The organism is Kitasatospora sp. NBC_00070, from assembly GCF_045041205.1.
Classification (GTDB): Bacteria; Actinomycetota; Actinomycetes; order Streptomycetales; family Streptomycetaceae; genus Kitasatospora.
The window spans coordinates 4,918,946-4,931,547 of record NZ_CP108247.1 but is presented as its reverse complement, the minus strand read 5'-3'; the positions used below and the strand labels follow the sequence as shown (position 1 = coordinate 4,931,547).

The window sequence follows — 12,602 nt, the reverse complement described above, 5'->3', positions numbered from 1 at the left end:
CCAGGTCTACCAGGTGGACCTGGGCGCGGCCCATCCGGTCAGGCGCTGACCGGGCGCCGTTCGGTGCTCGCGATGGTGGCCGAGCCGAGCACCCGGGTGCCGTCGTAGAGGACCACGGCCTGGCCGGGGGCGATCCCCCGGGCCGGGGTGGCGAGCCGGACGTGCAGCTCGCCGTCGGTCAGCGTGGCGGTGACCGGGACCTCGTCGCCGTGGGCACGGAGCTGGGCGGTGTAGGAGCCCTCGCCGGCCGGCGCCTCGCCGCACCAGCGCGGGCGGATCGCGGTCAGGCCGAACACGTCGAGGCCCTCGGCGGGGCCGACCGTCACGGTGTTGTTCACCGGCGAGATGTCCAGCACGTACCGGGGCTTGCCGTCGGCGGCCGGGGTGCCGATCCGCAGGCCCTTGCGCTGGCCGATGGTGAAGCCGTACGCCCCGTCGTGCTCGCCGAGCTTGCTGCCGTCGGCGTCGACGATGTCGCCGGTGGCGGTGCCGAGGTGCTTGGCCAGGAAGCCCTGGGTGTCGCCGTCGGCGATGAAGCAGATGTCGTGGCTGTCCGGCTTCTTGGCGACGGCCAGGCCGCGCTGCTCGGCCTCCACCCGGATCAGGTCCTTGGTGGTGTCGCCGAGCGGGAAGAGCGAGTGCGCGAGCTGGTCCGCGTCGAGCACCCCGAGCACGTAGGACTGGTCCTTGGCCATGTCCACCGCGCGGTGCAACTGCCGCTCCCCGGACGGGAGATCGACGATCCGGGCGTAGTGCCCGGTGCACACCGCGTCGAAGCCGAGCGCGATCGCCTTGTCCAGCAGCGCGGCGAACTTGATCTTCTCGTTGCAGCGCAGGCAGGGATTCGGGGTCCGCCCGGCCGCGTACTCCGCGACGAAGTCGTCGATCACGTCCTCGCGGAACCGCTCGGCCAGGTCCCAGACGTAGAACGGGATGCCGATCACGTCGGCGGCCCGCCGGGCGTCCCGGGAGTCCTCGATGGTGCAGCAGCCCCGGGCGCCGGTCCGGAAGGACTGCGGGTTCGAGGACAGCGCCAGGTGCACGCCGGTCACCTCGTGCCCGGCCGCCACCGCCCGCGCGGCGGCCACCGCCGAGTCGACGCCGCCGGACATCGCCGCGAGCACGCGGAGCCGGCCATTGCCAGGGGACACGGGAGCACCGGGGAAGTCAGTCATGATGCCGTCCAGGGTACGTGTTCAGCGACGGGCCGCGGCTGCCAGTCCGGCGTTCCGGGCCCGCAGCACGGCCGGGCCGATCGCGGCGGCCAGCGCCGCGACGTCCGCCCGGGTCGAGGTGTGGCCCAGCGAGAACCGGAGCGAGGCCCTGGCCAGCAGCGGGTCGGCGCCCAGCGCCAGCAGGACGTGGCTGGGCTGCGGCACGCCGGCCGAGCAGGCCGAGCCGGTGGAGCACTCGATGCCCTGGGCGTCCAGCAGCATCAGCAGCGCGTCGCCCTCGCAGCCGGGGAAGGAGAAGTGCGCGTTGGCGGGCAGCCGCCCGGCCGCCGTCGGGTCGCCGTTCAGCACCGCGTCCGGGACCACCCGGAGCACCTCGGCGACCAGCTCGTCCCGGAGCGCGGCGACCGCCACGGCGTGCTCGGCCCGGCGGGCGACCGCGAGCTCGGCGGCGGCGGCGAAGCCGGCGGCGGCGGGCACGTCCAGCGTCCCGGACCGCACGTCGCGCTCCTGGCCACCGCCGTGCAGCAGCGGCACCGGGGTGACGCCCCGGCCGAGCAGCAGCGCGCCGACCCCGTACGGGCCGCCGACCTTGTGCCCGGTAACGGTCAGCGCGTCCAGGCCGGACTCGGCGAACGAAACCGGCACCTGACCCAGCGCCTGCACCGCGTCGGCGTGCATCGGGATGCCGAACTCCTGTGCCACCGCGACGAGTTCGTGGATCGGCTGGAGGGTGCCGACCTCGTTGTTGGCCCACATCACGGTGATCAGCGCGACCGAGGCCGGATCCCGCTCGATCGCCTCCCGGAGCGCCTCGGGGTGCACCCGGCCGTAGCCGTCCACCGGGAGGTACTCGACCCGGGCGCCCTCGTGCTCGGAGAGCCAGTGCACCGCGTCCAGCACCGCGTGGTGCTCGACCGGGCTGCACAGCACCCGGCGGCGGGCCGGGTCGGCGTCCCGCCGGGCCCAGTACAGGCCCTTCACCGCGAGGTTGTCGGACTCGGTGCCGCCACCGGTCAGCACGATCTCACTGGGCCGGGCGCCGAGCGACCCGGCCAGCGACTCGCGGGACTCCTCCACCACCCGGCGGGCCCGGCGGCCGGCCGCGTGCAGCGAGGAGGCATTGCCGACCACCCCGAGGTGCGCGCTCATGGCGGCGATCGCCTCGGGCAGCATCGGAGTGGTGGCCGCGTGGTCGAGATATGGCATAGCGGCACAAGTGTAGGGGCCCGGCCGGTCACGATTTGGCCATTGCACCCTCTGCAACGCGCCGTTAGCCTCCTGGCTCAACTCAACAGGCGAAGGGGGCGGGGCGGAATGTCGCAGACGGTGGACCGGGCGCTGACCATCCTGGCCTCGCTCGGCGACGGTCCGGCCTCCCTGGAGCAGGCCGCCGCCCGGATCGGCGTGCACAAGTCCACCGCCCTCCGACTGCTCCGCACGCTGCAGGAACACGGTCTGGTGGACCGCCAGTCCGACCAGCGCTACCGGCTCGGCGGCCGGCTGTTCTCACTGGCCCAGCAGGCCCTGGCGGGCATCGACATCCGTCAGGTGGCCGCCCCGTACCTGGCCTCGTTGAACGACCGGTACGGCCACACCGTGCAACTCGCGGTGCTGGACGCGGGCGAGGTGCTGTACCTGGACAAGGTGCAGAGCCGCTACCCCGACCGGCCGGGCAGCTGGTCCGACCCGGCCGCCCGGATCGGCCTGCGGGTCCCGGCGGTCGCCACCGCGGTCGGCAAGGTGCTGCTGGCGGATCTGCCGGAGGATCAGCTGACCGCCTTCCTGGACCGCCAGGAGTTCCCGGCCAGGACCCGCACCAGCATCCGCAGCGCGGCGGAGTTCCGCACCGAGCTGACCGGCGTGCAGCGCCAGGGCTGGGCGGTGGACCAGGCCGAGTACCAGGAGACGGTGAACTGCATCGCCGCCCCGGTGGTCGGCCCCGAGGGCACCGCGATCGCGGCCTGCTCGCTGTCCGCCCCGGTCGGGGTGGCACCGATCGCCGAGCTCAGCCGGCTGCTGCCCGAACTGCTCTGCACCGTCGAGGCGATCTCGCTGGCCTACGGCGGCTCCCCTACTCCTCGCTGGTGCGAGAACCGTTGCGGTGCCAAGCACGCGGTGCCCGCCACCCGTACCTGAGCGCCAGCATCCGCAGCACGAACGCGGTCAGCGCCGAGGCCGTCCCGGTCGCGGTGGTGAGCTGTCCGGCGCCGATCAGCACCACCACCATCGCCGAGCCGACCAGTGCGGGCACCGCGTAGATCTCCCGGTCCCAGCGCAGCAGCGCGGGCATCTCGTGCGCCAGTACGTCCCGGATCACCCCGCCGCCGGCCGCGGTCAGCATGCCGAGCGCCATCGCGGAGACCGCGCCGAGGCCGTAGTCGTGCGCCTTGGCGGTCCCGGTGACGCAGAACAGGCCGAGGCCGAGCGCGTCCAGGGTCTGCACCGCACGGTTGATCCGCTCCACCTCGGGGTGCAGGAAGAACACCACCAAGGCGGCCATCAGCGGGGTGACGAAGTACCCGAGGTTGGTGAAGGCCACCACCGGGGTGGCCCCGATCACCAGGTCGCGCATCACCCCGCCGCCCAGCGCGGTCGCCTCGGCGAGCACACAGATGCCGAAGATGTCCATGTTCTTGCGGACCGCCAGCAGACCGCCGGACAGGGCGAACACGAAGATGCCGACCAGGTCCAGGGTCTGCTGCACATCAGGGGGGAAGAGCTGCGAAGTCACCGTCAATTCTTACCGCGCCGGTCACCCGTACGAGTACCAGCCGCCCCGGTGGGGGCCGCCGGGCCCACCGCCCGGCCCACCGCGACCAGGGCGGCCACCGGCAGCGCGACGGTCCCGTCCGGCTCGGCCCAGCGGGCCGTCAGCGCGTCGTAGCGGGCCCTGATCCGCCGCACCGTGGCCGGGTCCTGACCCTCGATCAGCGAGGAGGTGAGCACCGTGCCGGTCAGCACCGCCCGCCACCAGTGGTCCGGCCCGACCCGGTGGGTCCAGCCGACCCGGTGCACCTCGACCTCGGCCAGCCCGCCGGTCCGGAGCAGTCCGGCGAACCGCTCGGGCGTCGCGTACGGCCCGAACGGCGCCCGGTCCGGCAGCCCGGCCGGGCGGCTCGCGCCGGCCTCGGCGACCGCCTGGAAGAAGACCCCCTGGGCCTGGTTGACCGTCAGCTCGTCCCAGCAGGAGAGCACCACCCGGCCGCCCGGCCCGACCACCCGGGCCAGGTCCCGCACCGCCGCCACCGGATCCGGCACGTGGTTGATCACGAACGCCCCGACCGCACAGTCGAACTCGTCCGCCCCGAACGGCAGCCCCGGCAACTCGGCCCGCACCACCTCCGGCAGCACCCGCCCCGCCTCGGCCACCATCTCCGGCACCGCATCGGTGGCCACCACCTCGGCCCCGAGCCCGACCGCCGCCAACCCCAACCGGCCGGTCCCGCACCCGACCTCGAGCACCCGGACGCCCCGCGCCACCTCGGCCTCGGCCAGCAACCGCCCGTGCAGCCCGGCCGTCATCGCACCGAAACCACCGTCGTACGTACCACTCCGCCGCGCCCACCCACTGCGCTCGAACTCCGCGAACTCCACCACGTGCCGTCCCTCGATCGACCGTCACCGGCCGTGCCGAACCACAGCTTCGCAGGTGCTCAGCCCGCTACGGAGTCAGGGGCTCGGGGCTCTGCTGATGTGCGGCTCCGCCGCGTGGGCGACGCCGACTTTTGGCAGATGGCTCGGAAGAATCAGGGGCTCGGGGAACTGCGACGCCAGCCTCGGAAAAGGTCACGCGTGCGTAGGCGGTCAGGCACTTTCGCAGTGACCCGCACGCCAGATCTTCTCGCAGTTCCCCGAGCCCCTGGATAGTGCAACTGACTCGCCTGCCAAAGGGCGCAGCCCCGTAGCCCCTGGGCGGTGGACGGCTGAGCGCCTGCCCAGAGTGCAGCCCCGAGCCCCCCGGCCGGGAGGCTAGCCTGCGTTCTCCGGGAAGTGGCACGCCACCTGGTGCCCCGCCTTGGGTGCGGCGAGCGGCGGCTCCTGGCTCGCGCAGATCTCCTGCGCCTTCCAGCAGCGGGTCCGGAACCGGCAGCCGCTGGGCGGGTTGATCGGGGACGGCACGTCACCGGTGAGCCGGATCCGCTCGCGCTGCTGCCTGCGCCGGGTGTCGGGCGTCGGCACGGCCGACATCAGCGCGTTGGTGTACGGGTGCATCGGCGCCGCGTACAGCGAGTCCCGGTCGGCGATCTCCACCACCTTGCCGAGGTACATCACCGCGACCCGGTCGGAGACGTGCCGGACCACCGAGAGGTCGTGCGCGATGATCAGGTAGGTCAGGCCGAGTTCCTTCTGCAGGTCGTCGAGCAGGTTCACCACCTGGGCCTGGATCGACACGTCGAGCGCGGAGACCGGCTCGTCGGCGACGATCATCTTCGGCTTGAGGGCGAGGGCCCGGGCGATGCCGATCCGCTGCCGCTGGCCGCCGGAGAACTCGTGCGGGTAGCGGTTGTAGTGCTCGGGGCTGAGCCCGCAGAGCTCCAGCAGATCCTGCACGGCGCGCTTGGTGCCGTGCTCGGTGGCGACCTTCTGCAGCCTGAACGGCGCACCGACGATGGTGCCGACGGTGTGCCGGGGGTTCAGCGAGGAGTACGGGTCCTGGAAGATCATCTGGATGTCCCGGCGGAGCGGTCGCATGGCCGCCACGCCGAGGTGGGTGATGTCCCGGCCCTCGAACTCGATCTTGCCGCCGGTGGGTTCGTCCAGCCGGGTGACCAGCCGGCCCATCGTCGACTTGCCGCAGCCGGACTCGCCCACCACGCCGAGCGTCTCGCCCGGCAGGACCTCGAAGTCGATCCCGTCCACCGCCCGGACCGCGCCGGTCTGACGGCCGAACAGTCCCTTGGTGATCGGGAAGTGCCGGGTCAGCCCGGAGACCCGGAGCAGCGGCTCACGGTCGGAGGCCGGTGCGGCCGAAGGAATCGTCGCCGTCTGACTGTCCGTCATGGGGTCTTCTCCTGAGGGGTGGTACGTGCTCACAGCCGGGGCGCGATCTCTTCGGTGAAGATCCGGTGGCGCTCGGCGATCGGCAGGTGACAGGCGGCGTGGTGCCCGGGAGTCGCCTCGGCCAGCGCCGGGACGTCCGTGTCGGACCGGCCGCCGGTGAGCGAGGCGTACGGGCAGCGCGGGTGGAAGGCGCAGCCGGACGGCACGTTGATCAGGCTGGGCGGTGTGCCCTTGACCGGGATCAGCCGCTCCTGGAGCGGCCGGTCCAGGCGCGGCATCGAACCCAGCAGGCCCCAGGTGTAGGGGTGTTCGGGAGCCTCGAAGAGGGTCTCGGCCGGGCCGCGCTCGATGCACTTGCCGCCGTACATCACCAGGATGTCGTCGGCCAGCTCGGCCACCACGCCCAGGTCGTGGGTGATGATGATGACCGCGGAGCCGAACTCCTGCTGGAGATCCCGGATCAGGTCCAGGATCTGCGCCTGGACGGTGACGTCCAGTGCGGTGGTGGGCTCGTCGGCGATCAGCAGCGACGGGTCGTTGACCAGCGCCATCGCGATCATCGCGCGCTGCCGCATACCGCCGGAGAACTCGTGCGGGTAGGAGTCCACCCGCTTGTCCGGCTGCGGGATGCCGACCCGGTCGAGCATCTCGATCGCCCGGGTCCGGGCCTCCTTCTTGGAGGCGCCGGGGTGGTGCGCCCGGTAGCCCTCGACGATCTGGGCGCCGACCGAGTAGTACGGGTGCATCGCGGTCAGCGGGTCCTGGAAGATCATCGCCATCTTCTGGCCCCGCAGCTGCCGCACCCGCTCCGGGTCGGCGCCGATCAGCTCCTCGCCGTCCAGCCAGACCTCACCGGAGATCCTGGGCGCACCGCGCTTGGTGCCGGTGCGGTGCAGACCCATGATCGACAGGGAGGTGACGGACTTCCCGGAGCCGGACTCGCCGACGATACCGAGCGTCTTGCCCTTCTCCAGGCTGAAGTTGAGCCCGTCGACGGACTTGACCAGGCCGTCGTCGGTGGGGAAGTGCACCCGCAGGTCGCGGACGGTGAGGAAGCTCTCCGGAGCCGCGTCACGCTGACCGGGGACGATGGTGGTGTTCTTGCTCATGTCAGCCTCACCCGGGGGTCGACCACGGCGTACATCACGTCAACCAGGAGGTTCGCCAGGATGATGAAGAAGCCGGCGAACAGGGTCACGCCCATGATCACCGGAAGGTCGCTGGAGGCGATCGAGGCGACCGCCTCGTGTCCGAGACCCTTGAAGTTGAAGGTGGTCTCGGTGAGCACCGCGCCACCGATCAGACCGCCGAGGTCCATGCCGAACACGGTGAGGATCGGGGTCAGGGTGGAGCGCATGGCGTGCTTGCCGATCACCTTGCGCTCGCTCAGGCCCTTGGCCCGCGCGGTCCTGATGTAGTCCTCGCCGAGCACGTCCAGCAGGGTGGCCCGGGTGAGCCGGGCGTACGTCGCGGCGTACAGGAAGGCCAGGGTGATCCAGGGCAGCACCAGGTTCTGCGCCCAGGCGACCGGGTCGGTGCCCAGCTCGACGTAGTCGTGCGGGAACCAGCCGAGCTGGAAGACGAAGATCGCGCTGGCCAGCATGCCGGTGAAGTAGATCGGCAGCGAGACCCCGGCCAGGGCGGTGGTCATGGTGATCCGGTCCAGCAGGGTGCGGCGCTTGAGCGCCGAGACCACGCCGGTCGCGGTACCGAAGACCAGCCAGAGCACCGAGGCACCGGCGGCGAGCGAGGCGGTGACCCCGAGCCGGTCCAGCAGCAGCGGCCAGACCTCCTGCTCGGTCTTGAAGGAGTACCCGAAGCACGGCGCGGCACAGTGGTTGACCGACACGCCGGTGCTGTAGTCGCGCCCGATGAGCAGGCCCTTCAGGAACAGGTAGAACTGCTCGATGATCGGCTTGTCGAGGCCCATCTTGTGCCGGGCACCCTCGACCGCGACCTTGTCGGCGATCTTGCCGACGTAGAGCAGCGCCGGGTCGGTACCGGTGAGCTTCGGCACCATGAAGAAGATGCCGAAGGTGACCGCGGAGACCACCAGCAGCATGGCGACGACATTGACGAGCCGTCGGATGAAATACACGAGCATTGCGGTCGACCCCGCCGGGCGCCGGTCGGACCCCCTGTAGGGGTTCCGACCGGCGCCGGCGGAGCCTTCACCTGCCCTTCGGACTAGCTGAGCGAACTACGGAAGCGGGAGCAGGGCTGGGTCACTTGCCGTCGGAGACACCCAGGGCCTGGAAGTCCACCTCGCCGAAGGCGTCGTTGATGAAGACGTTGGTCAGACGCGGGTTGCGGTAGTTCAGCGCCTTGTCGGCGACGACCGGCAGCCAGACCGCGGTGTCCACGACCTTGTGGTTGATCTTCTTGTAGATCTCGGCGGCCTTCGCCGGGTCCTTCTCGGCCGCGGCCTGGTCGAACCAGGCGTTGACCTCCGGGTCGTTGGTCTCCGGGTAGTTGCTGTTACCGGTCTTGGTGATGAACCGGCCGTCCATCAGCGGCTGCATGTAGCCGGCACCGTCGGGGTAGTCCGCACCCCAGCCGGCCACGAGCAGGCCGTAGCCCTTGGTGTGGACGGTGTCGGGCGAACCCGCGACCGAGGCCAGCAGCTTGCCGTCGTACTGCTCGACGTTGACCGTGACGTTGATGGCCTTCAGGGCGGTCTGCAGCGCGACGGCCGTGTTGACCTCCTTGGCCTTGTTGCCACGGACGGCGATGGTGGTGGTGAAGCCGTCCGGCTTGTTGCACTCCTTGAGCTCGGCCTTGGCCTTCTCGAGGTCCGGCTTGCCCTTGGTCAGGCCGAACGGGTCGTAGTCGTCCGAGCCGAGGATGTTCGGGGGCAGCATCGAGCCGAACAGCGAACCGGCCGAGTTGCCGCCACGGGCGGTCTGCAGCGCGGTGGTGTCCGCCGCGTACAGCACGGCCTTGCGGCAGTGGATGTTGTCGAACGGCGCGACCGCCGGGACCAGCGAGATGAAGCGGATGAAGCCGTTGTACGGGTTGTCCGTGTTGGCCTTCAGCGCCGGGTCGGTGAGGACCTTGGCCTGGGCGGCCTGCGAGAGACCGGTCTGGGCCCAGTCGAGGTCGGCGGTGCCGTCCAGCTGGCGGGCGTCCATGTCGTCGGCGTTGGTGGTGATCGTCAGCTTGACGACGTCCGGCAGCGCCTTGCGGAACGAGTCGGTGGCCGGGTCCCAGTTCTCGTTGCGGACCAGCTCGTAACCCTTGCCCGGCTCGGCGGACTTGAACTTGTACGGGCCCGAGGAGACCGGCTTGTCACCGTACTTGGCGCCGGTGTCCAGCTTCTGCGGCACGGGCGAGGCGGAGCCCATCGCCAGCAGGTACGGGAAGGAGGAGTCCGGCTTGGCCAGGTGGAAGATGATCGTGGTGTCGTCCGGGGTCTCCACCGTCTTCAGACCCAGCTTGTTCGGGTCCGTGTCGGTGTAGGGGCCCTTGTAGTCCTGGCCCTGGTCCAGCGAGTTGATCAGGTAGGTCGGACCGCCCGCGACGACGTCCTGCGCGAAGATGCGCTCGATGCCGTACTTGATGTCCTTGGTGGTGATCGGCGAGCCGTCCTCGAACTTCAGGCCGCTCTTCAGCTTGAAGGTGTAGGTCTTGCCGTCGGCGGCGATCTCCGGCTGCGCGGCGGCGAGGTCCGGAACGAGCTTCAGGCCCTCCTTGCCCGGCTTGCCGTCGAAGGCCAGCAGCGTACGGGCGTAGAAGCGCTCGTAGTTCCACACCGAGGCGTAGTAGGCACGGCCCGGGTCCAGGGAGTCGACGTCCGTGCTGGACCACAGGTTGAGCGTGCCGCCCTTCTTGTCGGAGGGGTTGTGCACCTTGTCGACGGCGGCGTTGAAGCCACCCTTCGAGGCGGAGTTGCTGGCGCCGTCGCCGGCGCCGCCGCCCTTCGAGCCGCCGCAGGCGGAGACGGTGAGGGCCAGCGTGGCCACCAGGGCGGCGGCGGCGAGCGTCCTGTTACGCGTCATGGGTACGGATCCTCCTGATGATGTGCGGGCCTGAGCGGTCCGCCGGGGGGTTCTGGTCCCCCAAGTGGGTGGCCGCGGGGTGGACCGGCCGTCGATGGGGGTCGGACGGCCATGCGGGATCGAGCAGTTGGAACTCGCCTCGGGGCTCAGTTGCCCTTGGGGTCGAGCGCGTCACGCAGGCCGTCGCCGAACAGGTTGAAGGCGAGGACGGTGACGAAGATCGCCAGGCCGGGGACCACCATGTAGGTCGGGTCGACCTGGTAGATCCTGGTGGCATCGGAGAGCATCTGGCCCCACGAGGGGGTCGGCGGCTTGACGCCCGCGCCCAGGAAACTCAGTGCGGCTTCGCTGAGGATGTTGGTCGGGATGATCAGGGTCGCGTAGACCAGGATCGGCGCCACCAGGTTGGGCAGCAGCTCACGGAGCAGGATGTGCACCCGGCCCGCGCCGAGACTGCGGGCCGCGTCGACGAACTCCCGTTCGCGCAGCGACAGCGCCTGGCCTCTGACGATGCGTCCGATGTAGGGCCAGCCGAAGAAGCCGATCACCAGCACCAGGATCGCCATCCGGACCCCGCTGCCCTCGAGCCCCAGCAGGGAGTTGGGCATCACCGAGACCAGCGCGATGCTGAACAGCAGCTGCGGGAAGGCGAGCAGGACGTCCATCACCCGGCTGATCGCGGCATCGACCCAGCCGCCGAAGTACCCGGCCGTGACGCCCATCAGCACGCCGATGACCACCGAGACGGCGGCCGCGAGCAGCGCCACGGTCAGCGAGATACGCGCGCCGTAGACGATCCGGCTGAACACGTCGCGACCGAAGGTCGGGTCCACGCCGAACAGGAAGTCGCCACTCATACCGCCGAACGCGCCCTTGGGCAGGCCGAGGTCGGGGTTGATCTGGTCCGGGTGCGGCTCGTCGACCGGGTGACCGAGCAGCGCGGTGAGCACCGGCGCGAAGACCGCAGCCAGGATCAGCAGCAGCACCACGACGCCACCGGCCAGCGCGACCTTGTCGCGCCTGAGCCGGTCCCAGGCGATCCGGCCCGGCGAACGGCCCTCGATCCGCTTGGCCGGTACCGCAGTTGGCGGCGGAGCTTCGGTGGTGCTCTCAGTGGAAGTGCTCATGTCTCAGTTCGTTCCCCTCGCCGACGGTGGCCGGCCCACGGTCCGGGCGCGCTCGGACGACGGGCCCGGTGGGGCCCGGGCCCGAGGCTGGTCCGGTTTCGCGTACTGGTGCGGTGGTGGTGCTGGTGCGTCGGTGCGGTGCTGCCGGCCGCAGATGCGGCGGTGTACGAAGAATGCTGAAAAGCAAGGGATTTGCAGGACCGGGTCGGCCAAACCCTTGAACCGCGTTGGGCAGACTCTCTGGCATCCGGGTTGCGCTACGCCAGACCTGACAACCGAAGGATGCCCAACTGTGATCTGTCCGCATGCACTCGTGATCTTGCCGAATAACGCTCTTCACACAGCTGTTACATGCCTGTCAAGATGCGTGCAGAGGAACAACCGGGACGTACCCCAACGACCGGCCCGGAGCAGGGACTTCACTGCCAGGGTTGATGCGGCCAATACCCCTGGGCCGGGTGGGGGCGGGCCTCCCGGTCGAAGAACGGCCGGGCGAAGGCGCGCATCCACAGCGCCACCGGGTCCCAGTCGTCGGCCAGCACCACGGTGGAGACCGGCAGGCCGGCCGGGGTCTGCGGCACCGCGCGCTGCACCAGCGCCCTCGCCGCCTCGACGGCGGGCGGTGAGGTGTCGTACAGGTCGAGGCCGATCGCCAGGTAGGGCTCACCCAGGGCCGGGCGCACCCAGGCCTGCCGGAGCGCCCTGACCGGGCGCACCTCGGCCGCCTCGCGCTGCAGCTGGGCGTAGAACAGCGGTGCCTGCACCACCGGCTCGGTCAGCTGGAGCGGGCCGGCCGGCAGCCGCTCCAGACCGGCGGCGACCCGCCGCAGGTCGGCCCAGGGCACCCCGACCCCGCCACCGGACACGTGCGGGTTGAGCCACAGGCCCCAGCGGGTCCGGTACAGCGCGTTGGCGATCTCCGGGCCGGAGATCACCTCGTGGCTGCGGGCCCAGCCGCTCGCGGCCAGCTGCTCGGGCGAGGTGACGGCGGGGGCGTAGCCGTGCCCGCCGAGCTCCATGTTTCCGTACTGGGCGTCCGGGCTGCCCGGGGTGCCGTGCCACAGCAGCATCCAGACCCGGCCCTCGGCCAGCGCGTACAGCAGCCGCTCGTAGGCGTCGAAACGGTCGGGTGCGACCTCGCCGAGGGCGCGCTCGATCGCGCCGTCTGCCGCCGCTCCCGCGCTCATGCCTCGCTCCGCCCGTTTCCGCCCGTCCGGCCTGGGCTCCGAGCGAAGCCTATTGGCCCGGCCCGACAGCCGTCATACCGCCGCCCCGTACCGGTGGGTCGCCGCCCGGCCCGG

General features: G+C 71.1%; 11 protein-coding genes. 1 reads left to right on the top strand and 10 read right to left on the bottom strand.

Going from position 1 to position 12,602, the window contains the following annotated elements; all coding sequences use genetic code 11:
- Positions 1 to 38: 38 nt before the first annotated feature.
- Together mnmA and OHV05_RS22655 are read right to left on the bottom strand one after the other, a co-directional pair.
- Positions 39 to 1,175 (bottom strand): tRNA 2-thiouridine(34) synthase MnmA, encoded by a 1,137-nt coding sequence (mnmA, locus tag OHV05_RS22660; RefSeq protein ID WP_403044677.1) that lies wholly within the window; start codon positions 1,173 to 1,175, stop codon positions 39 to 41.
- A gap of 21 nt (positions 1,176 to 1,196) precedes the next feature.
- Positions 1,197 to 2,381, bottom strand: coding sequence for a cysteine desulfurase family protein (locus OHV05_RS22655; RefSeq protein WP_405019283.1), 1,185 nt, complete (start codon positions 2,379 to 2,381; stop codon positions 1,197 to 1,199).
- 108 nt (positions 2,382 to 2,489) lie between these two features.
- Between OHV05_RS22655 and OHV05_RS22650 the strand changes: the two genes are divergently transcribed.
- Positions 2,490 to 3,311, top strand: coding sequence for an IclR family transcriptional regulator (locus tag OHV05_RS22650; RefSeq protein ID WP_405019282.1), 822 nt, complete (start codon positions 2,490 to 2,492; stop codon positions 3,309 to 3,311).
- Here the strand turns inward: OHV05_RS22650 and OHV05_RS22645 are convergent.
- The 8 genes from OHV05_RS22645 to OHV05_RS22610 form a co-directional block, all read right to left on the bottom strand.
- Positions 3,247 to 3,906 (bottom strand): trimeric intracellular cation channel family protein, encoded by a 660-nt coding sequence (locus OHV05_RS22645; RefSeq protein WP_405019281.1) that lies wholly within the window; start codon positions 3,904 to 3,906, stop codon positions 3,247 to 3,249. The genes OHV05_RS22650 and OHV05_RS22645 overlap by 65 nt on opposite strands.
- Before the next feature lie 2 nt (positions 3,907 to 3,908).
- Positions 3,909 to 4,772, bottom strand: coding sequence for a class I SAM-dependent methyltransferase (locus tag OHV05_RS22640; RefSeq protein ID WP_405019280.1), 864 nt, complete (start codon positions 4,770 to 4,772; stop codon positions 3,909 to 3,911).
- A 372-nt stretch (positions 4,773 to 5,144) separates the two neighbouring features.
- Positions 5,145 to 6,176, bottom strand: a complete 1,032-nt coding sequence (locus tag OHV05_RS22635) for an ABC transporter ATP-binding protein (protein ID WP_405019279.1) — start codon at positions 6,174 to 6,176, stop codon at positions 5,145 to 5,147.
- A gap of 29 nt (positions 6,177 to 6,205) precedes the next feature.
- Entirely contained in the window at positions 6,206 to 7,285 is a 1,080-nt protein-coding gene (locus OHV05_RS22630; RefSeq protein WP_405019278.1) for an ABC transporter ATP-binding protein, read from the bottom strand.
- On the bottom strand, positions 7,282 to 8,280 hold the full coding sequence (locus OHV05_RS22625) for an ABC transporter permease (protein WP_403044695.1): 999 nt from the start codon (positions 8,278 to 8,280) through the stop codon (positions 7,282 to 7,284). The genes OHV05_RS22630 and OHV05_RS22625 overlap by 4 nt, the downstream gene beginning before the upstream one ends.
- 121 nt (positions 8,281 to 8,401) lie before the next feature.
- A complete protein-coding gene (locus OHV05_RS22620) occupies positions 8,402 to 10,174 on the bottom strand; it encodes an ABC transporter substrate-binding protein (RefSeq protein WP_403044698.1) in 1,773 nt (590 codons plus the stop codon).
- Positions 10,175 to 10,320: 146 nt separating this feature from the next.
- Positions 10,321 to 11,301: an ABC transporter permease gene (locus OHV05_RS22615; protein WP_405019277.1), complete on the bottom strand. Its 981-nt coding sequence runs from the start codon at positions 11,299 to 11,301 to the stop codon at positions 10,321 to 10,323.
- Between the two features lie 419 nt (positions 11,302 to 11,720).
- The gene (locus OHV05_RS22610) at positions 11,721 to 12,488 is read right to left on the bottom strand and encodes an enhanced serine sensitivity protein SseB C-terminal domain-containing protein (RefSeq protein ID WP_405019276.1); all 768 of its coding nucleotides are present in this window, start codon (positions 12,486 to 12,488) and stop codon (positions 11,721 to 11,723) included.
- Positions 12,489 to 12,602: the final 114 nt, after the last annotated feature.